We start from the raw sequence: 19784 nt of genomic DNA on the forward strand, positions 1-19784 counted from the left end.
CAGCCCTCCGCTTTCGGATTGCTTGTCGTCAAAGATGTCAGACCACCGGCAGGCGCAGAAAAATCGCGCTCAATCTGTGGGCCTGGTTTAACTGTGTCACCTTTGCCGGCTGCGAAAGCATCAATGATTTCTTCCAACCGCTCAGGTGTCAGATCTTCATAAGCGTCTTTGAAGATCATGACCATCGGCGCATTGACGCAAGCGCCCTGACACTCAACTTCTTCCCAAGACAGCGTGCCGTCTTCGTTCAGCGTCTGCGGATCATGATGAATTTTGTGCTTGCACACTTTCATCAAATCTTCCGCACCGCGCAGCATGCAAGGTGTGGTACCGCAAACCTGAATATGGGCGCGCGTGCCAACCGGCTTAAGCTGGAACTGGGTGTAGAAAGTGGCAACTTCCAGCACACGGATCAAAGGCATACCGAGCATAGCAGCGATATGTTCGATCGAGGCCTTGGTGACCCAGCCTTCCTGCTCCTGTGCACGCATCAGCAACGGGATAACAGCTGATGCCTGACGGCCTTCAGGAAATTTTTTGATAGTCTGTTCAGCCCAAGCCTGATTTTCTGCATTAAAAGCAAATGCGGCTGGCTGGACGGAATCTTCTGCGAGACGACGGACGGACATCAGCGGTCTACCTCACCAAACACGATATCGAGTGAACCAAGGATCGCCGAAACGTCAGCCAGCATATGGCCGCGGCAAAGGAAATCCATAGCCTGAAGATGAGCAAAACCCGGTGCACGCAATTTGCAGCGATAAGGCTTATTGGTGCCGTCTGACACCAGATAAACACCGAATTCACCCTTAGGTGCTTCTACAGCTGCATAGACCTCGCCTGCCGGCACATGGTAGCCTTCAGTGTAAAGCTTGAAGTGATGAATGAGCGCTTCCATCGAGCGTTTCATCTCACCGCGTTTCGGCGGTACGATCTTGTTGTCTGTATGCGATACAGGGCCAACGCGCTCTTTACCGAGCAGCAATTCACAGCACTGGCGCATAATCTTAGCGGACTGGCGCATTTCTTCCATACGGATCAGATAACGGTCATAGCAGTCACCGTTTTTACCGATCGGAATGTCAAATTCCATTTCAGAATAGCATTCATATGGCTGGCTCTTGCGCAAATCCCATGCAGCGCCGGAACCACGAACCATCACACCGGAGAAGCCCCACGCCCACGCATCTTCCAGAGACACAACACCGATATCGACGTTACGCTGTTTGAAAATACGGTTCGGGGTAATCAGGTTATCAAGATTGGTCAGGGTTGTTTTCAGGAAAGGATCAATCCAGTCCGCAATATCCTGTACCAATTGCTCAGGGATGTCCTGATGCACACCACCCGGACGGAAATAGGCTGCGTGCATACGGGCGCCACAAGCGCGCTCATAAAAAACCATCAGCTTTTCACGTTCTTCAAAGCCCCAGAGCGGCGGTGTCAAAGCACCAACGTCCATAGCCTGTGTGGTGACGTTCAAAAGGTGGTTAAGAATACGGCCGATTTCGGAATAAAGCACACGGATCAGCTGGCCCCGCTTTGGCACAGTAATGCCGAGCAGACGCTCAACAGCCAGCGCATAGGCATGTTCCTGATTCATCGGCGCAACATAATCGAGGCGATCCAGATATGGCAAAGCCTGCAAATATGTTTTGGTTTCCATCAGCTTTTCGGTACCGCGATGCAACAAGCCAATATGCGGATCAACGCGCTCGACCACTTCGCCGTCCAACTCCAGCACCAGACGCAAAACGCCGTGCGCCGCCGGATGCTGCGGGCCGAAGTTGATGTTAAAATTTCTTACTTGTGTCTCAGCCATTGTCGGCATCCTCTGTAGAGGCATAAGCTGCCAGAAACTCTGCTTCCGTCATTTTGCTCGTATCATTGGCAAAAGCGTAATTGTCAGGTTTCTTGTCGATAAAGATTTCCGTCGTGAACCTAAATTGAGCAGGATTTTCAAACGCCTGAATAGAAACATAGCTGTGTGAGCCATCCAGCATCCGCCACATCAAAGTGGAGCCGCAAGATTTACAAAATCCGCGCTCACCCCATTCCGAAGAGCGATACAAACCAAGATCAGCATCATTGCTAATTTCAAGTGAGTCACCACATGCGACACTCATGAATGTGCCACCTGACCAACGACGACACATGGAACAATGACATGTTCCCATCTCGTCACTTTCAGGCTTCGCCGAAAAGCGTACGGAACCACACAGGCAACGACCTTCCAACTTAGCGCTCACAGACATTCTTCAATCCTCACACGTAGGCTTTAAGCCAATTAATTGACTTTGGCTTTTTCATCACCGGGCAAAACGTAATCGGTTCCTTCCCATGGGGAGAGGAAGTCAAAATTACGGAATTCCTGACGCAGAACCACCGGCTCATAAACAACGCGCTTATGCTCGTCGCTATAGCGGACTTCAACAAAACCAGTCAGGGGGAAATCTTTACGCAGCGGATGACCTTCAAAACCGTAATCGGTCAGAATGCGGCGCAGATCCGGATGACCGGAGAACAAAACGCCGTACATGTCGTAGATTTCACGCTCGAACCAGTCAGCACCGATAAAGACAGCGGTTGCAGATGGAACAAGTACATCTTCGTCAGCTGTTACTTTAACGCGCATACGCAGGTTCTGGCGTGGTGACATCAGCTGATAAACCACCTCAAAGCGCTCAGCGCGTTCAGGGTAATCCACACCGCTGATATCGGTCAGATTCACAAACTGACACTGAACATCATCACGCAGGAAAGTCAGAACATTGATCAGGCTCTCCTTATAAACACTGACCGTCAGCTCATCATAGGCAAATTTGATATCTTCGATTGCGCCAGTAAAACGCTCTTTCAGATAGGCTGAAAGATCACGGAGGGCTTCCTCACTCATCACTTTCACTCCCCTCTTAACGCTCAATCGTACCGGTGCGGCGGATTTTCTTTTGCAGCATCAGAATGCCGTAAAGAAGAGCCTCAGCGGTTGGCGGGCAGCCCGGCACATAAATATCCACCGGAACCACACGGTCACAACCACGCACGACCGAATAAGAATAATGGTAATAACCACCACCATTGGCACATGATCCCATTGAGATCACATAACGCGGCTCCGGCATCTGGTCATAAACCTTGCGCAGTGCCGGTGCCATTTTGTTGGTCAATGTACCTGCAACAATCATCACATCGGACTGACGCGGTGACGCACGCGGTGCGATACCAAAACGTTCGGCATCGTAGCGCGGCATGGAGATGTGCATCATCTCAACAGCGCAGCAAGCAAGACCGAAGGTCATCCACATCAGCGAGCCCGTACGCGCCCATGTAATCAATGCATCAGCAGAGGTGACGATGAAGCCCTTATCGGACAATTCATTATTCAGCTCACTGAAGAATGCATCATCAGCACCAATCGGCTTACCGGTATTGGGATCAATAATGCCTTTCGGCTGCGGCGCGATCAGTGTGGCGTTGCTGTTGGTCAATCCCATTCCAGCGCCCCCTTCTTCCATTCATAAATGAAACCGATAGTCAGCACGAACAAAAACGCCATCATGGAGCCGTAGCCCAGCCAGCCGATGGAGCCGAAAGAAACAGCCCACGGAAACAGGAACACAACTTCCAGATCGAAGATAATAAAGAGAATCGATACGAGATAAAACCGCACATCGAACTTCATGCGCGCATCATCGAAAGCGTTGAATCCGCACTCATAAGCTGACAGCTTCTCCGGATCCGGCTGCCGGTAGGCAACAAGAAACGGCGCAATCAAAAGTGCAATGCCAATAATCATGGCGATGCCAATGAAAATGACGATCGGTAGATAGGAACTTAAAAGCTCGTTCATGATCCCTTTTCCGGCTTAACACGAGGCGTTACGCCCAGTCATAAGCCCTCCATGGTTACGACTCTGCGACACATTGCATCTATGGCAACTCCTCGCCCGTGCAGCTTCAAAAGGCATGCCGTGCGAACTACAGCTAATTCGATGCGACGGTTACCCCAGAGTGCTTCCGAGTGCAACCCCTGAGGCTGTGACACATTGGAACAGTTAGACAATTAAAGCACGAAACAGCCGAAGCCGCCAATTATCTCAACTTTTTAAATCTTTAACGCCCCAATCCCGTGCTCACCGCAACGGAACCTGTGCATAAATGTTAGTAAAAACGTATTTTAACACCAGCTAATGTTGCAAAATGCACGTCAAAAGAGAATCAACAGCCAGATCACAGATTTGCGAAGCTGTTGAGCGTTTAAACAGCGCTCAACTTGAGGTGGTATACAACCTTAAGAATATCCGTGTGCAAAAACACTAGATCGCGATACATTACGACAGGCCGGGACACCTTAATATCTGTCTTTTTTCCATAACAGAAAGATAGTGATCGGCACGATCGCAAAAATGATAACTTCGATAATCCATAAGTATTTAAGGATCATAGCTTCGGTTCCACATCGGCGGCTAAGATACAATTCAGATTAGAATGAATCTTAACAGGTAGATTAGCGAAAGGACATAAGACCAAGGTTGGTGCGACCTTAGTCTATGATGTGGCTGCAAGCTCTGTTTCGGCAGGTTTGAGCGTCGGCTGCTCTACATTAATCAGGCGACGTGTAGGCTGCGCAAATTGCAGTCCGTGCTCCTCAACCCACTGCGCGGCAGCCACCAGCACATGCTGCTGTACATTCATAAAATCCATATATTCCGCACTCAGCACATAATAGACCACCTCAAAGCGTACGCCGAGCTCATTGAACTCGGCCAGATGCGAGCGGTCAAAGCGGGTATTCGGCAATTCTTCAATCACACCCTGCAAATAGGCCGGAAACTTCCGCAATAGCTCGATTGAGCCACCATATTGCAAGTGCAAACTGAACAACATCCGCCGCTCGGACATGCGCTGGAAATTCGACAGGCGCGTATTTAAAAGCGCATCATTGGAAACACTGATCTGCTCACCTGAGAGTGAGCGGAAGCGAGTCGTGCGCAAACCAATGCGCTCCACTACCCCACGGTTTTCATTAAAGAAGACAAAGTCACCCACAACGAACGGCTTGTCTAGCAGAATGGAAAGCGAGGCGAAAAGGTCTTTCAGGATTGACTGAAGCGCAAAAGCAATCGCGATACCACCCACCCCAAGACCAGCTACAAGTGCAGTAATATCAATGCCGAAATTCGACAGGATCAGCAGCAGCACAGCCGTCCAGATCAGAGCAAAACCGGTAAAGCGAATAATCTGCGCCGCACTGGTGCGTTCCGGATCCGGATTATTTTTATCCAACAGCCCGTGATCAATCCAGAGACCAACAAGGATACTGCTCCACATGCCGATCTGCGCCATTGTGGCCACCAGCACAATACCGCCAATCATACGTGAGACCTGCACCGGCAGAACCAAAACCAATGATGCAAAATAAAGCGCCAGTGCGGCAAAGAAGAAACGATAGGTGCTGTTAGCCAAAGACTGCGCACCGGTCATGATCACATCAAACCGGCTCACAGCAAATTTTGACAGAATCGCCACCAAGCGCACACGCAGCTTCGGCAGAAGAATCAAACAGGCAACAAATATAAAAAGTGCTGTTAGCCAAAGCGCCAGATGATTGCCCAGCACTGTCCAGTTACGGGTGAAGTCTTCAATTTCCTGCACAATCATTCCAATACGCTATTTCAAGTCCGTGGATTCAAAAATCTCTGCTGCCAAACATAAGCCGGCTCGTTAACAGGTCAATCATCAGGTCTGTTTTATTTTTGGTTTTTATATGACAAGGATTTCCCAAAACTATCTGCATCAGCATATTAAACATATGCTTTAAAATAAATATCAGTTAAACTGAGTTTAAATTGATAAATCAGAATATGGGAATAAGAAACTGATAAAACACGCTAAATTTCAAATCGGCCAGATTGTAAAACATAAATTATTTCCCTTTCGCGGGATTATTTATGATGTTGATCCGGAATTTGCGAATAGTGAAGAATGGTATCAAGCCATCCCAGAAGACAAACGTCCTGCACGTAACCAGCCTTTTTATCATCTGCTGGCTGAAAACAGCGACACGGAATATTCCGCCTATGTTTCCGAGCAAAATCTGATGGCCGATGATAGTGGTGAGCCTTTACGCCATCCGCATATTGGTAATCTTTTTGACCGTCAAAATGACGGACAATATCAGATCAAGCAGCAATTGATGCATTAGTAAAAAACGGAAGGCTCGCGCCTTCCGTTATCATATCAATCCTGAAATACAGCTTAGCGACCAAGCCAGCCAGACAAACGGCGTACGGCTTCCTGCATTTCAGCTTCACTGCCCGCATATGAAAAACGCATGGTGCGGTGTCCGTCCAACGGATCGAAATCCCGCCCCGGCGTTGCGGCAATATTAATCTCGCTCAGCATTTTGTGCGCCAGTTCCATACTGTTATTGGTGAATTTCGACACATCACAATAAGCGTAAAAAGCACCATCCATGGGAGCTGCAAATTTCAGACCCATCGCAGGTAATTGCACATTCAATAAAGCACGATTACGGCGGTAGCGTTCTTTCACCAATTCCAGCTCAGCAGTCCCACCAAAGGCTGCAATCGCGGCATGTTGGGACAATTCAGGCGCAGAGATATAAAGGCTCTGCGCAATGCGTTCGACAGGTCGAATATCGCTTTCAGGCAATACCATCCAGCCAATGCGCCAACCGGTCATGCAATAATATTTGGAGAAAGAATTAATGATGGTCACATCATCCGCCACCTGCAAAGCGGTCATGTCCTGTGTATCATAGGACAGACGATGATAAATCTCGTCCGACAATACGCGGATATTACGTTCTCTTGCGGTCTCGATAATGGCGCGCAACTCTTTGGCCGACAATACCGCACCGGTCGGATTGGCAGGGCTTGCAAAAAGTACGCCTTTAAGCGGTTTTTCAGCATGTGCAGCCGCCAAAGCCTCAGCGGTCAGATTACTGTCTTCGCCCTTACCGGCACCAATCTCCACCACTTCAAGGCCGAGCGCCTTGAGAATATTGCGATAGGCCGGATAGCCAGGACGGGTAATTGCTACCCTGTCCCCCGGATTAAAATAAACCAAAAATGCCAGATTGAAAGCAGCCGATGAGCCGGTCGTCACCGCAATGCGGGACGGATTAACGCTAACACCATAATGATCAGCATAATGTTGTGCGATTGCTTCACGCAAGCTGCGTAAACCCAAAGCATCCGTATAGCCAATGCGACCGTCTTTTAAGGCTTTTTCTGCGGCGAGCAGCACCGTTTTGGGTGCCGGATCGGCAGGCTGGCCAACCGCCATTGAAATGACCAGAGCCCCGAGTGATCGCTGATGATTGGCCTTCGCCAATAAATCCATTGCGTGAAAAGGTTCAATCTCGCTCCGGGCTGAAAAAGCGCTCACTGCTGCCTCCAACATTATCTCAGACAATAAAAAATACCGGTTTCAACACCGAATACAGCTATTGCCGTATATTTGCCCGATTACTAAAGCAACAGATTTAGACATAGAAAGCTAAGCCAGTGACAAACAATCGCAACAAATTATTTTTATATCAATAGATTATCGGCTATGGATATGCAGTGTTAAATGGAAGGCTGACATGATGAAAACCGCCAAGCAACAAACGGTATCTTTGTTCAACGCCTCCCCACGTTTCGTTGCCAGACTTGTGGCGGGCGCATTAACCTTGACCATTGGCGTAACCAGCACCCTGCCCGCCTTTGCGCAATCCCGCAGCGTGCCGATCATTCGTGATGCTGAAATCGAAGCGCTGATCGCCGACTATACCAATCCGATATTAAATGCTGCGAAACTCAAAAAGCGCAATGTGCAAACGATTCTGGTCAATTCCAGCAGTTTCAATGCTTTTGTTGACGGTCGCCGCATCTTCATTAATAGCGGCGCACTGGCGCAATCTGAAACCCCGAATGAACTGATCGGTGTTATCGCGCACGAAGCAGGCCATCTGGCAGGCGGCCACCAAGAGCGCCTGAGAGAACAATTAAGCCGCGCCAGAACTATCGCGGTCATTGGCGCACTGATTGGCGCGGGAGCCGGTGTTGCAGGTGCCGCTTCCGGCAACAGCTCCGCTGTCGGTGCCGCAGGCGGCATTCTGATGGGCAGTGGCGAAGCCGCAAGACGCAGCCTTTTGTCCTATCAGCGCACGGAAGAAATTACCGCTGACCGGCTGGCCATTAATTATCTGAATGCAACCGGTCAATCAGCTAAAGGTATGCTCACCACTTTCTCACGATTTGCCAATGCGCTTTCGCTCAATGGCACGCAAATTGACCAATATCGTGTCAGCCATCCTCTGCCGCGTGAACGTATTGCCAATTTGGAAAATCTTGCCAAAGCCAGTCCGCATTACAACAAAACCGACAGTGCTGCCCTGCAATTGCGTCATGATATGGCTCGCGCTAAAATTGCCGCTTATTCAGGTACGGGCTCGGTACAACGCATTTTCCGTAACAATCCGCGTGGCCTTGCCGCACGATATGGCGATGCCATCAGCACCTATTTAAACGGCTCTGCCCGTAATGCTTTGCCGAAAATTGACGCTCTCATCAAAGAACAGCCGAAAAATCCTTACTTTTATGAGATTCGCGGCGAAATTCTGATGAAGGCTAATGATCCGGTTGGGGCCGCTAAAGCCTTGCAGCAGGCAACGGCACTTGATCCGAGAAAATCCAGCATTATGCGGATGAGCTATGGCCGCGCCCTCATGTTAACCGGCTCCAAAGCCAACATGCCAGCAGCCATCCGTGAACTGAAAGCCGGTATTGCGCGCGATCCTGAATTTCCAAGTGGTTACGCCTATTTAGCGCAAGCCTATGGACAATCAGGCGAAATTGCACTTGCCGACCTTGCTATGGCAGATATGCATTATTATTCCGGTGATCGTCAGCAGGCTAAAATCTTTGCAACCCGCGCACAGCAAAAGCTCAAAAAAGGTTCCCCCGACTGGCTGCGTGCGCAAGATATTATCAACACCAAAAAATAACAGCACTTGACCGCATCGCCCGATCAGGGCGATAGGATAAGGTTTGAATTAAAGAGATTGGAATCCATATGACCCGTGCAATCACGACACTGTTTGCCAGCGCCCTTATCGGCACCACTGCCCTTTTCGGTGGCGGCCTCACTCAGTTGCAAGCGCAAGCCCAAACAGCTTCAGCCCCTGTAGATCAGGCAGCCGTTGAGAAAATCGTGCGGGACTATCTGCTGAAAAATCCTGAAATTCTGGCAGAAATGCAAACAGCACTGGAAACCAAACAGGCTGCTGAACATGAAATTCGCGTCAAACAGGTCATTGCCAGCAATCAGGATGAATTGCTGAATTCCGGCCATGATGCGGTTCTCGGCAATCCCGACGGTGATGTCACTGTCGTTGAATTCTTTGATTATAATTGCGGCTATTGCAAACGCGCTATGCCTGATATGGAAGCCATCATCAAAAGCGATCCGAATGTACGTTTCGTGATGAAGGAATTCCCGATTTTGGGCCCTGATTCAATCAAAGCACATATGGCTGCACAGGCTTTCAAACTGATGATGCCGGAAAAATATCGCGACCTTCACATGGCGCTGATGACAACACCGGATCGCTCCACGGATGAATCTGTGATTGCGGAAGCCGTCAAACTTGGTGCGGATGAAGCCGCTCTGCGTGAAAAAATTAATTCGCCGGAAGTGACTTCTTCGTTTCAAAATGCTTATAAGTTAGCAAATGAACTCGATATTAACGGCACGCCGTCCTATGTTATCGGCAATGAACTGATCCCTGGTGCCATCGGCGCAGATGGTTTAAAGGAGAAAATTGCTGAAGCACGGGCCCAGAAAAAATAAAAAGTCATATTTTGGTGGAGAATTCCAACAAAATTCTTTATTACGACTATTTTAATGGGTTTTAGCTTGCCCCGTGCAAGTCTATATGAAATGGAAATTCAGTTAGGGCTCGGTGTAAGGTTATTTGTGGCGATTTCCGCCGGTAAGACAGGCCAGTAAAACAAGTATGACTAAAAAAGTTTTTGTGCTCAACGGCCCTAATTTAAATTTGCTCGGCACACGTGAGCCGGGCATTTATGGTGTGACAACACTTGAAGGGATTTCGGAAGCCTGTAAACAGGAAGCCGAACAACTTGGGCTTGAGATTGACTTCCGTCAATCCAATTACGAAGGTGATCTTGTCAGTTGGATTCAGGAGGCTGGCGCTGAAAATGCGTTTGTGCTTATTAATCCGGCGGCTTACACGCATACATCTGTTGCATTGCAAGATGCGATCAGAGCTGCACAAGTAACAGTTATTGAGGTTCATCTTTCCAACATCCACGCGCGTGAACCATTCCGCCAGCATTCTTATGTTTCTCCGGTCGCCAAAGGCGTTATCTTCGGATTAGGAGCACAGGGATATCTGTTAGGTTTACGCGCTCTCGCGGCATTTGCCACAGAAGAACAAAACAACGGGCACAAGCGTTAAAGGGGCCTTATAATGTCATCTAAAAGCTCTGGCATCGACAAAGAGATCGTGCGTGATCTCGCCAACATTCTCAACGACACCGATCTGACTGATATTGAAGTCGAACATGGTGAATTGCGCATTCGCGTTTCACGTAAAGTGACTGTACAGCAGGCTCCTGCCTATCAGGCAGCACCGATGATGGCTCCTGCTGCCGTTGCAGCACCAGCCGCAGCAGCGCCTGCAGAAGCCGCACCAGCTGATGTTTCTAAAAATGCTGTTCCTTCACCAATGGTCGGCACTGCCTATATGGCTCCGGCACCAGGTGCACGCAACTTCATCGAAGTCGGCACTCAGGTTAAAGAAGGCCAGACTCTGCTGATTATTGAAGCAATGAAGACCATGAACCAGATCCCTTCACCACGTTCGGGAACGGTTAAAGCTATTCTCGTTGCTGATGCTCAACCGGTCGAATTTGGTGAGCCTCTGGTCGTAATCGAATAATTTTCGGCGAGGATCATAATGTTTCAAAAAATTCTCATAGCCAATCGTGGCGAGATTGCTCTTCGCATACTCAGAGCCTGTAAGGAACTGGGTATTAAAACCGTTGCTGTTCATTCGACAGCAGATGCGGATGCTATGCATGTCCGTCTGGCTGATGAGAGTGTTTGCATCGGACCTCCCCCTTCCCGCGACAGCTATCTGAACATTCATCAGATTGTTGCTGCCTGCGAAATTACCGGCGCGGATGCTATTCATCCAGGCTACGGCTTCCTGTCTGAAAACGCCAAGTTTGCAGAAATTCTGGAAGCACACTCCATCACCTTTATCGGACCGACCGCTGCGCATATCCGCATCATGGGCGATAAGATCGAAGCAAAGCGCACTGCCAAACGCCTCGGCATTCCGGTTGTTCCGGGTTCTGAGGGTGGCGTTACTGATGATGCTGAAGCTGCCCGTATTTCTGCGGAAATCGGCTATCCGGTCATTATCAAAGCAACCGCCGGCGGTGGTGGTCGCGGCATGAAAGTGGCATATTCGGAAGAAGAGCTTTCTGTTGCTCTGTCCACTGCACGCACCGAAGCAGGTGCGGCTTTTGGCAATGATGCTGTGTATATTGAAAAATACCTCAGCAAACCACGCCATATTGAAGTGCAGATTGTTGGCGACGGTGCCGGCAATGCCATCCATTTGGGCGAACGCGACTGTTCTTTGCAGCGTCGTCACCAGAAGGTTTGGGAAGAAGCCAACTCACCTGCCCTCAATGAAGAAGCGCGTCACAAGATCGGCATGATCTGCGCCAATGCGGTTGCAGAACTTGGCTATCGTGGTGCCGGTACAATTGAATTCCTTTATGAAGATGGTGAGTTCTATTTCATTGAAATGAACACCCGCCTTCAGGTGGAACACACAATTACCGAAGCTATCACTGGCATTGATCTGGTGCATGAGCAGATTCGTGTGGCAGCAGGACTTGGCCTTTCGGTTAAACAGCAGGATATACGTTTCTCCGGTCACGCGATCGAATGCCGTATCAATGCTGAACATCCGGAAACATTTGTGCCATCACCTGGTCAGATTACCCATTACCACACACCGGGTGGCCTTGGTATCCGCATCGATTCCGGCGTTTACTCCGGCTATCGCATTCCGCCTTATTACGACAGCATGATCGGCAAGCTGATTGTGCATGGCCGTAACCGTGTGGAATGCATGATGCGCCTGCGCCGTGCATTGGATGAGTTTGTTGTTGACGGTGTTAACACAACCATTCCGCTGTTTCAGGATCTGGTTTCCAATCAGGATATCGCTAACGGCGATTATGACATCCATTGGCTGGAAAAATATCTTGAGAATAAAAAAGGTGGCGCCAAACACTAAAAACAACTCTGTTTTAGTGTGCTAAGCCTTTAAAATATAACCGGCAAAAACATCAATGTTTTTGCCGGTTTATTTTTTTGAACGGTTTTCAGCCGCACAAGATTGCAAATATCCAAAATTAATGCGCAACTGCTTTCATGACCCAAAATATCGACGACCTCCCCTCTGACGATTATTATATTGATCCCGATCTGCTTTTACGTGCCTATGCATCAGGTGTCTTCCCGATGGCCGAGGAAGAAGATGATCCGGAAATTTATTGGGTGCGCCCTGAAAAGCGCGGCATTATTCCGCTCGAAAATTTTCATGTCTCCCGCAGCCTTGCCAAAGCGATCCGCCAACAAAAATATCAAATCAAAATGAACACTGACTTTGCCGGTGTTTTACACGGCTGCGCTAATGGCGAAGGTGAACGCGAACGCACATGGATCAACGATCCGATCAAGGCTTCTTGCATGCGTCTCCATGCTTTGGGACATGCGCATAGTGTCGAAGCCTGGGATGGTGAGCGTCTGGTCGGCGGGCTTTATGGCATTAGTCTGGGGCGAGCGTTCTTTGGTGAAAGCATGTTCAGCCGTGAACGCGACACCTCAAAACTATGCCTCGCCTTTTTGGTTGAACATTTGAAAAGCCGCGGTTTTATTCTGCTCGATACACAGTTCATCACCGACCACTTAAAAAGCCTCGGTGCGATTGAAATTCCGCGTAAAGAATATGAAAAACGGCTTGAAGAAGCACTGACAGGCGATGCGACATTTTAGTATGGCGCGCCGTCCAATATAAATAAATTCAGACTTAGATTGATTAGTTGCCTTTTGGCGGCGCAGGCACTTCTGACTTCTGCTTACAGTCTTTCAGCCAGATATCATAAACTGCATGTTCAACCGCATTGAGACCCGGACTATCGGCAAACATCCAGCCATTGAAAATACGGCGGATTTTACGATCAAGGGTAATCTCATCCACCTCGACAAAACTGTCGGTGCGGGGCGCTTCATTATCGGTGCGGGAATAGCAAACTTTTGGCGTTACCTGCAAAGCACCAAACTGCACTGTTTCATTGATATAGACATCGAATGTCGTGATACGGCCAGTGATTTTATCAAGGCCGGAAAACTCAGCAACCGGATTTTCAATACGGTCAGCTTGCGCCACGCCCCCTGCCATCATCAGACATGCAGCCACAGCAAAGGTCAGCTTTCCGGCTGTGCGGCAGCGATTAACCAGAGTGGTTGCTGTTCCTGATGGTAACCGGAAATTGATCATGACCAAGTGGGTATCCGTCTAAGTGTTTCCAATGAATAGTTTAAATATAAATTGTGGCGATTCGGAGCAACCGAACAACCTAAAATAAAAAAGCGCCGAGACATTTATCCGGCGCTTTTATCCATTCAAGCCTTATTTATGCACCTGGTGTCCATGCATCATATTCGCCGGTTACACGCGGACGCTCAGCCTGCGCTGTGCCCGGCAGTGCAATCGCACCTTTAGGGCGATAAGCAAGAGGCGAACCGGTCAGGTTTGCATGATGTGATTTTTCCCACTCACGCGGCTTGTAATCTTCCTGTGATGGCGGTGTATCAACACGGTGATGCATCCAGCCGTGCCAGCCAGCCGGAATAGCGCTTGCTTCTGAATAACCGTTATAAATCACCCAACGACGAGTGCGGCCTTCAGAATCCTTACCGCCCTGATAGTAAATATTGCCAAATTCATCTTCACCAACACGTTCACCTTTGCGCCAGGTATGCAGGCGGGTACCGAGCGTTTGCCCATTCCACCAGGTGAAGAACTGTGTCAAAAATTTCATCATGGCTTTATTCCGGATCCAAAATATTTAAGCTGTTCTGACCGCGTCATAAGTTACATAAACCGTCTTTGCGCTTATGGACTTTTCAACGCCAGATGGCAAGTTCCGATAGCGGGGCATCTTGACGCTGAAACAGAAAAACGGCGTTTTCAGTAACGCCGTTCATCTTACATAACCCAAGCATTCAGGCTCTTTTGCAAAATCAAAACAGGTCTTTAAAATTCAAAGAACCCCACTCTGCATTGCGGCCAATTTGACTGTAGCCCTTTTGCTCATAAAAACGACGGGCGCGGATATTCACTTCCAGAACTTCCAGCTTCATCGCATTCACACCCGGAAAAGCCGTTTCGATCTCGTCCAGCAGTGTGCTGCCTACGCCTTTGATCTGCTCCTCAGGCAACACATAAAGTTGATTGAGGCTGGCTGTTTCGCGGGTCTCCTGATGGGCATAGGCCATACCGACAATACGACCCTTACCATCATCTGCGACCAGAAACTCTGAATAAGGGCGTTTCAAATTGGCCTTTAAAGCCGATAATGAATGCCACTCATTGGTAATGGTTTTGACGATCTCCTTACCCAGAACATCGTCAAAACTAGCGCTCCACGTGGTCAACAGCAGCTCATGAACGGCTTTTAAATCCGCTTCAGCGGCTGTACGCACCCACATATTATTCCTCGATGCCAAGCTTGGCTTTGACCAGATCGTTAACAGCCTGCGGGTTTGCTTTACCGCCGGTTGCCTTCATCACCTGACCAACAAACCAGCCAGCCAAAGATGGCTTGGCCTTAGCCTGCTCTACCTTGTCCGGATTGCCGGCAATCACATCATCAACGGCTTTTTCAATTGCTCCGGTGTCGGTGACCTGCTTCATGCCTCGGGTTTCAACGATAGCTTTTGGATCGCCACCTTCGTTCCAGACAATTTCAAACAAGTCTTTAGCGATCTTACCGGAAATGGTGCCTTCTTTGATCAGATCAATGATAGCGCCCAGCTGATCGGCTGAAACCGGTGTTTCTTCAATGTCCTTGCTGGCCTTATTCAAAGCACCGAGCAGATCATTGATAACCCAGTTGGCAGCAATCTTGCCATCACGGCCATTGGCAACCGATTCGTAATAATCAGCGATAGCTTTTTCTGTCACCAGAATAGACGCATCATAAACCGAAATACCCTGTGTTTCGATCAGACGATGCTTCTTGTCATCCGGCAATTCTGTGAGTTCTGCGGCCAGCGCATCAACGAAAGCCTGATCAAATTCAAGCGGCAAAAGATCAGGATCCGGGAAATAGCGATAGTCATGCGCTTCTTCTTTAGAGCGCATCGAACGTGTTTCGCCTTTAGCCGGGTCAAACAGGCGTGTTTCCTGATCAACCTTGCCGCCGTCTTCAAGAAGAGCGATCTGGCGGCGGGCTTCATATTCAATCGCCTGACCGACAAAACGGATCGAGTTGACGTTTTTAATTTCGCAACGCGTGCCGAATTCGCCGCCCGGACGACGTACAGAGACGTTAACGTCTGCACGCATGGAGCCTTCATCCATGTTGCCGTCACAAGTGCCAAGATAACGCACAATGGTACGCAGCTTGGTCAGATAAGCTTTGGCTTCATCAGATGAGCGCAGATCAGGCTTGGAGACGATCTCCATCAACGGCATGCCTGAGCGGTTCAAGTCCACATAAGACATGGTCGGATGCTGATCATGCATGGATTTACCGGCATCCTGCTCCAGATGGATGCGTTCAATGCCGATTTCCACATCTTCAAACTGGCCTTTGGAATCAGGGCCAACAGAAATCATGATCTTGCCTTCACCGACAATCGGCTGCTGGAACTGTGAAATCTGGTAGCCCTGCGGCAGATCAGGATAGAAATAGTTTTTGCGATCAAAAACCGATTTCAGATTGATCTGTGCCTTCAGACCGAGACCTGTACGCACGGCCTGACGGACACATTCCATATTAATGACCGGCAACATGCCCGGCATCGCTGCATCAATCAGCGACACATTGGCATTCGGCTCGGCACCGAAAGATGTGGAAGCGCCGGAAAACAGCTTTGATTCTGAAGTGACCTGCGCATGGACTTCCATGCCGATCACAACTTCCCAATCGCCGGTGGCGCCGGAGATAAAACGTTTTGGTTCAGGCGTACGTGTATCAATAAGGGACATACTGGCTCGTCACTGCTAAGTTTTAAGTTTCCTATTGGCTAGAACAAAGCCAGCGCTGAGGCAAGCTTTTCAGCCATTTTCATTCAACTGTTACCGATTTTGCTAGATTTCGTGGCTGATCCACATCGGTTCCCATGAAAACCGCGGTGTAATAGGCCAGCATTTGCACAGGCAGCGCATAAAGCAGCGGTGTGATAAATTCGGCCATTTCCGGCATAACAATCGTTGCCATCGTGTCAACGCTGGCATTTTTAGCGCCTTCTTCATCACTGATCAGAATAATGCGTCCACCGCGTGCAGCCACTTCCTGCATATTAGAAACAGTCTTTTCATAAAGACGATCAGACGGCGCAATGACAATTACCGGAATTGAATCATCTATCAGGGCAATCGGTCCGTGCTTCAACTCACCGGCGGCATAGCCTTCGGCGTGAATATAGGAGATTTCCTTCAGCTTCAGCGCGCCTTCCATCGCCAGCGGGAAAGACGTGCCGCGCCCTAAATAAAGCACATGCTTCACCTGCGCCAATTCACGGCAAATTTTCTCAATCTCGCCTTCAAGTTTCAGCACTTGATTGGCAATACGCGGCACTTCCGACAATTGCTTAACCAATGCCCGCTCTTGCGCGTCATCAATGACGCCGCGCTGTTTGGCAGCCATAACCGCCAACGAAGCCATCACCGTCAACTGACTGGTAAAGGCCTTGGTAGAGGCCACACCAATTTCAGGCCCTGCCAAAATCGGGAAAACGGCATCAGATTCGCGTGCTATGGTTGAGGTCGTCACATTCACAATCGATGCGATCTTCAGGCCTTGCGATTTGCAATAGCGAAGTGAAGCCAGCGTATCGGCTGTCTCACCCGACTGCGACACAAACATTGCCAATGTATCTTTGGAAAGCGGCATTTCGCGATAGCGGAACTCCGACGCAATATCGATATCAACCGGCAAACGCGCAATCTGCTCGAACCAATATTTGCCGATGGCAGCCGCATAATAAGCAGTACCACAGGCAGACATCGACAAGCGGTCGATTTTGCTGAAATCCAGCTCTGCCACATCCTGGCGCACAGTACCGGTGGAGAGATCGAGATAATGCGCCAGTGTATGGCCGATCACTTCCGGCTGCTCGTGAATTTCTTTTTCCATGAAATGGCGATGATTGCCTTTGGAAACCAGAAATTCCTGCGACTGCACTTTCTGTACAGCGCGCTTCACTTCATTATTCTGCGCATCGTAAATGGTCGCGCCACTTTTACGCACCACAACCCAGTCGCCATCTTCCAGATAACAGATCATATCGGTGAGCGGTGCCAGAGCGATGGCATCGGAGCCCAGATACATTTCCCCGTCGCCATAACCAATAGCAAGCGGCGGCCCCTGACGGGCGCCAATCAGCAGCCCCTCAACACCTTCAAAAATGATCGCCAGCGCAAAAGCACCCTGCAATTGCGGTAAAGCAGCTTTAACAGCATCAATCGGCGGCAGACCGCGATCCATTTCGCGGGTAACCAAATGGGCAACGGCCTCTGTGTCTGTCTCGGTTTCAAACACATAGCCGTCAGCCTGAAGGCTGGTACGTAATTCTGCAAAATTTTCAATAATACCATTATGAACAACGGCCAGACGCTTGGTCATATGCGGATGCGCATTGCGCTCAACCGGTTTGCCATGGGTTGCCCAGCGGGTATGCCCGATGCCGACAACGCCCGGCAAAGGCTGGTCTTTCAAATGGTTTTCAAGATTGACCAGCTTACCCTCGGCACGACGACGCGCCAAAGCGCCGCCATCAAGGGTTGCAATACCGGCGGAATCATAACCGCGATATTCAAGCCGCTTCAAACTATCGACCAAAAGAGGCGCCACATCTCTGCCGGCAACGATACCAATAATTCCGCACATAATTAAAATCCCGAGTTTAGACGAATAGATATTTTATTGATAAAAAGTCTGTCAGGGCATTTTTAAAACTGAGCCGCCCTGACAGAGTATTCTGCATAAAGATAAAATTTGTTCTTATATAGTCACATATGTTTTCAGCCTTTTTAAAACTGAAAACACAGTGGATCACGCTTCTCTGCTAGCTTTAATCTGTGCTTTCAATGCCGCATATTTTTCACGCAAAATCGACGCACGACCTTCTTTGACTGTCTGACGGGCGCGTCCCAAAGCCAGCGCATTATCCGGCACATTCTCAACAATCACACTGCCGGATGCAACATAGGCATTATCGCCGATGCGCACGGGTGCCACCAATGATGAATTGGAGCCGATAAAGCTGTTTTCACCGATCTCGGTTTGAAACTTGTTAAAGCCGTCATAGTTGCAGGTAATGGTGCCGGCACCAATATTGGCACTCGCGCCCACTGTTGCATCACCAATATAGGAAAGGTGATTGACCTTAGCACCCTCGCCGATTTTGGCGTTTTTCACTTCGCAGAAATTGCCAACCTTTGCTTTTGCCGACAAATCAGCGCCCGGACGCAAACGCGCATAAGGGCCGACCTGTGCATCAGCACCAATTTGAGCGCCTTCCAGATGAGAAAAAGCATGAATGACCGCACCGGTTTTAATGCTGACTTTCTCACCGAAAAACACATTCGGCTCAATAATAACGTCCGGTTCAATCACTGTGTCATGCGCAAAATAAACACTTTCCGGTGCCAGCAAAGTCACACCGTCAATCATCATCGCCTGACGTTTACGGTTTTGCCAAATGCCTTCGGCTTCTGCCAGTTCCAGACGATTATTGATGCCGATCACATTGTCGACCGGCACTTCAACGCCCACCACATGCAAGCCTTTGTCATGTGCAAGCTTCACAATATCGGTTAAATAATATTCGCCCTTTGCATTATTGTTATCGACAGCATCCAGAAGCGCCAGCAAATGGTTCCCGCGAACTGCCATCAAGCCGCCATTGCAAAAGCCAATGGCTTTTTGCTCATCATTTGCTTCTTTTTCTTCAACAATCGCAACAAGCTTGCCGTTTTCTTCAATCAAACGGCCATAGCCATGCGGGTTTTCCGGACGAAAACCCATCACCACCACATCAGCACCCTCGCCCAAACGAGCGCGTGCCTGCTCCAAGGCCTGCGCCTCAATCAGCGGTGTATCGCCAAAAACAATCAGCACATCGTCATAGCCGCGTGCAATCGCCTCGCGTGCAGCCAAAACCGCATGCGCAGTGCCCAGACGCTCGACCTGCTCATAAGACGAAACATTAGCAGTGATTTTCTCAACTGCGCCACGCACGGCATCGGCACCACGACCAACCACCAGCGCCACATCGCTTTCACCCGTTGCCTGCACCGCTTTAACCACATGGCAAACCAATGGCAGGCCGGCAATTTTGTGCAAAACCTTCGGCAAGGCTGATTTCATACGAGTGCCTTCACCCGCAGCAAGCACAACAGAAAGACAGGAACGGCTGGTCATAGTGTTTTAT

General features: G+C 49.3%; 18 protein-coding genes and 3 pseudogenes. 7 read left to right on the plus strand and 14 right to left on the minus strand.

Annotated features, from left to right (window positions below):
• Positions 1 to 26 precede the first annotated feature (26 nt).
• From nuoE to FHS77_RS03365, 7 genes and pseudogenes are all read right to left on the minus strand, one after another.
• Positions 27 to 629, minus strand: a pseudogene (gene nuoE, locus FHS77_RS03335) (NADH-quinone oxidoreductase subunit NuoE); the annotation flags it as partial.
• On the minus strand, positions 629 to 1822 hold the full coding sequence (locus FHS77_RS03340; protein WP_184219994.1) for an NADH-quinone oxidoreductase subunit D: 1194 nt from the start codon (positions 1820 to 1822) through the stop codon (positions 629 to 631). The gene FHS77_RS03340 and the pseudogene nuoE, both read right to left, overlap by 1 nt.
• Positions 1815 to 2255, minus strand: coding sequence for a GFA family protein (locus tag FHS77_RS03345; protein WP_184219997.1), 441 nt, complete (start codon positions 2253 to 2255; stop codon positions 1815 to 1817). Before FHS77_RS03345 ends, FHS77_RS03340 begins: the two co-directional genes overlap by 8 nt.
• A 32-nt stretch (positions 2256 to 2287) precedes the next feature.
• Entirely contained in the window at positions 2288 to 2896 is a 609-nt protein-coding gene (locus tag FHS77_RS03350) for an NADH-quinone oxidoreductase subunit C (protein WP_184220000.1), read from the minus strand.
• A 16-nt stretch (positions 2897 to 2912) separates the two neighbouring features.
• Positions 2913 to 3494 carry a NuoB/complex I 20 kDa subunit family protein gene (locus FHS77_RS03355; protein WP_184220003.1) on the minus strand — a complete coding sequence of 194 codons (582 nt, stop codon included), beginning with the start codon at positions 3492 to 3494 and terminating at the stop codon, positions 2913 to 2915.
• Positions 3485 to 3850 (minus strand): NADH-quinone oxidoreductase subunit A, encoded by a 366-nt coding sequence (locus tag FHS77_RS03360; RefSeq protein WP_184220006.1) that lies wholly within the window; start codon positions 3848 to 3850, stop codon positions 3485 to 3487. Before FHS77_RS03360 ends, FHS77_RS03355 begins: the two co-directional genes overlap by 10 nt.
• A gap of 697 nt (positions 3851 to 4547) precedes the next feature.
• A complete protein-coding gene (locus tag FHS77_RS03365) occupies positions 4548 to 5660 on the minus strand; it encodes a mechanosensitive ion channel family protein (RefSeq protein WP_184220010.1) in 1113 nt (370 codons plus the stop codon).
• A 220-nt stretch (positions 5661 to 5880) separates the two neighbouring features.
• Here FHS77_RS03365 and hspQ point away from each other — a divergent pair, with 220 nt between their 5' ends.
• Positions 5881 to 6204 (plus strand): heat shock protein HspQ, encoded by a 324-nt coding sequence (hspQ, locus tag FHS77_RS03370; RefSeq protein ID WP_184220578.1) that lies wholly within the window; start codon positions 5881 to 5883, stop codon positions 6202 to 6204.
• Between the two features lie 53 nt (positions 6205 to 6257).
• Here hspQ and FHS77_RS03375 read toward each other — a convergent pair whose 3' ends face one another.
• Positions 6258 to 7367, minus strand: coding sequence for a pyridoxal phosphate-dependent aminotransferase (locus FHS77_RS03375; protein WP_210307028.1), 1110 nt, complete (start codon positions 7365 to 7367; stop codon positions 6258 to 6260).
• Between the two features lie 244 nt (positions 7368 to 7611).
• Between FHS77_RS03375 and FHS77_RS03380 the strand changes: the two genes are divergently transcribed.
• The 6 genes and pseudogenes from FHS77_RS03380 (at position 7612) to aat (ending at position 13112) form a co-directional block, all read left to right on the plus strand.
• Complete coding sequence (locus tag FHS77_RS03380) at positions 7612 to 9015, plus strand: M48 family metalloprotease (protein ID WP_184220015.1); 1404 nt, start codon at positions 7612 to 7614, stop codon at positions 9013 to 9015.
• A 68-nt stretch (positions 9016 to 9083) separates the two neighbouring features.
• Positions 9084 to 9860 (plus strand): DsbA family protein, encoded by a 777-nt coding sequence (locus FHS77_RS03385; RefSeq protein ID WP_184220018.1) that lies wholly within the window; start codon positions 9084 to 9086, stop codon positions 9858 to 9860.
• A 166-nt stretch (positions 9861 to 10026) separates the two neighbouring features.
• Positions 10027 to 10504 (plus strand): annotated as a pseudogene (gene aroQ / locus FHS77_RS03390) (type II 3-dehydroquinate dehydratase).
• Positions 10504 to 10974 carry an acetyl-CoA carboxylase biotin carboxyl carrier protein gene (accB, locus tag FHS77_RS03395; RefSeq protein ID WP_184220024.1) on the plus strand — a complete coding sequence of 157 codons (471 nt, stop codon included), beginning with the start codon at positions 10504 to 10506 and terminating at the stop codon, positions 10972 to 10974. The pseudogene aroQ and the gene accB overlap by 1 nt, the downstream one beginning before the upstream one ends.
• An 18-nt stretch (positions 10975 to 10992) precedes the next feature.
• Complete coding sequence (gene accC / locus FHS77_RS03400; protein ID WP_184220026.1) at positions 10993 to 12351, plus strand: acetyl-CoA carboxylase biotin carboxylase subunit; 1359 nt, start codon at positions 10993 to 10995, stop codon at positions 12349 to 12351.
• A gap of 191 nt (positions 12352 to 12542) precedes the next feature.
• Positions 12543 to 13112: a leucyl/phenylalanyl-tRNA--protein transferase gene (gene aat, locus FHS77_RS03405; protein ID WP_246431220.1), complete on the plus strand. Its 570-nt coding sequence runs from the start codon at positions 12543 to 12545 to the stop codon at positions 13110 to 13112.
• A 43-nt stretch (positions 13113 to 13155) separates the two neighbouring features.
• Here aat and FHS77_RS03410 read toward each other — a convergent pair whose 3' ends face one another.
• From FHS77_RS03410 to glmU, 6 genes and pseudogenes are all read right to left on the minus strand, one after another.
• On the minus strand, positions 13156 to 13521 hold the full coding sequence (locus FHS77_RS03410; protein ID WP_374786202.1) for a DUF2155 domain-containing protein: 366 nt from the start codon (positions 13519 to 13521) through the stop codon (positions 13156 to 13158).
• Positions 13522 to 13753: 232 nt separating this feature from the next.
• Positions 13754 to 14164, minus strand: a complete 411-nt coding sequence (locus tag FHS77_RS03415; RefSeq protein ID WP_184220034.1) for an NADH:ubiquinone oxidoreductase subunit NDUFA12 — start codon at positions 14162 to 14164, stop codon at positions 13754 to 13756.
• A 164-nt stretch (positions 14165 to 14328) separates the two neighbouring features.
• A pseudogene (locus tag FHS77_RS03420) lies at positions 14329 to 14831 on the minus strand (GNAT family N-acetyltransferase).
• A gap of 1 nt (position 14832) precedes the next feature.
• Positions 14833 to 16335, minus strand: coding sequence for an Asp-tRNA(Asn)/Glu-tRNA(Gln) amidotransferase subunit GatB (gene gatB, locus FHS77_RS03425; protein WP_184220036.1), 1503 nt, complete (start codon positions 16333 to 16335; stop codon positions 14833 to 14835).
• 79 nt (positions 16336 to 16414) lie between these two features.
• Complete coding sequence (gene glmS / locus FHS77_RS03430) at positions 16415 to 18238, minus strand: glutamine--fructose-6-phosphate transaminase (isomerizing) (protein ID WP_184220039.1); 1824 nt, start codon at positions 18236 to 18238, stop codon at positions 16415 to 16417.
• 165 nt (positions 18239 to 18403) lie between these two features.
• Positions 18404 to 19774: a bifunctional UDP-N-acetylglucosamine diphosphorylase/glucosamine-1-phosphate N-acetyltransferase GlmU gene (glmU, locus tag FHS77_RS03435; protein WP_184220042.1), complete on the minus strand. Its 1371-nt coding sequence runs from the start codon at positions 19772 to 19774 to the stop codon at positions 18404 to 18406.
• Between the last annotated feature and the right edge of the window lie 10 nt (positions 19775 to 19784).

This window comes from Paenochrobactrum gallinarii, assembly GCF_014205685.1.
Taxonomy (GTDB): Bacteria; Pseudomonadota; Alphaproteobacteria; order Rhizobiales; family Rhizobiaceae; genus Paenochrobactrum; species Paenochrobactrum gallinarii.

What these genes read in the sequence shown, in the direction of transcription:
- FHS77_RS03340 (WP_184219994.1), bottom strand. Translation starts at nt 1,822, where the DNA reads ATGGCTGAGACACAAGTAAGAAATTTTAACATCAACTTCGGCCCGCAG.
- FHS77_RS03345 (WP_184219997.1), bottom strand. Translation starts at nt 2,255, where the DNA reads ATGTCTGTGAGCGCTAAGTTGGAAGGTCGTTGCCTGTGTGGTTCCGTA.
- FHS77_RS03350 (WP_184220000.1), bottom strand. Translation starts at nt 2,896, where the DNA reads ATGAGTGAGGAAGCCCTCCGTGATCTTTCAGCCTATCTGAAAGAGCGT.
- FHS77_RS03355 (WP_184220003.1), bottom strand. Translation starts at nt 3,494, where the DNA reads ATGGGATTGACCAACAGCAACGCCACACTGATCGCGCCGCAGCCGAAA.
- FHS77_RS03360 (WP_184220006.1), bottom strand. Translation starts at nt 3,850, where the DNA reads ATGAACGAGCTTTTAAGTTCCTATCTACCGATCGTCATTTTCATTGGC.
- FHS77_RS03365 (WP_184220010.1), bottom strand. Translation starts at nt 5,660, where the DNA reads ATGATTGTGCAGGAAATTGAAGACTTCACCCGTAACTGGACAGTGCTG.
- FHS77_RS03375 (WP_210307028.1), bottom strand. Translation starts at nt 7,367, where the DNA reads ATGGATTTATTGGCGAAGGCCAATCATCAGCGATCACTCGGGGCTCTG.
- FHS77_RS03380 (WP_184220015.1), top strand. Translation starts at nt 7,612, where the DNA reads ATGATGAAAACCGCCAAGCAACAAACGGTATCTTTGTTCAACGCCTCC.
- FHS77_RS03385 (WP_184220018.1), top strand. Translation starts at nt 9,084, where the DNA reads ATGACCCGTGCAATCACGACACTGTTTGCCAGCGCCCTTATCGGCACC.
- accB (WP_184220024.1), top strand. Translation starts at nt 10,504, where the DNA reads ATGTCATCTAAAAGCTCTGGCATCGACAAAGAGATCGTGCGTGATCTC.
- accC (WP_184220026.1), top strand. Translation starts at nt 10,993, where the DNA reads ATGTTTCAAAAAATTCTCATAGCCAATCGTGGCGAGATTGCTCTTCGC.
- FHS77_RS03410 (WP_374786202.1), bottom strand. Translation starts at nt 13,521, where the DNA reads ATGATGGCAGGGGGCGTGGCGCAAGCTGACCGTATTGAAAATCCGGTT.
- FHS77_RS03415 (WP_184220034.1), bottom strand. Translation starts at nt 14,164, where the DNA reads ATGATGAAATTTTTGACACAGTTCTTCACCTGGTGGAATGGGCAAACG.
- gatB (WP_184220036.1), bottom strand. Translation starts at nt 16,335, where the DNA reads ATGTCCCTTATTGATACACGTACGCCTGAACCAAAACGTTTTATCTCC.
- glmS (WP_184220039.1), bottom strand. Translation starts at nt 18,238, where the DNA reads ATGTGCGGAATTATTGGTATCGTTGCCGGCAGAGATGTGGCGCCTCTT.
- glmU (WP_184220042.1), bottom strand. Translation starts at nt 19,774, where the DNA reads ATGACCAGCCGTTCCTGTCTTTCTGTTGTGCTTGCTGCGGGTGAAGGC.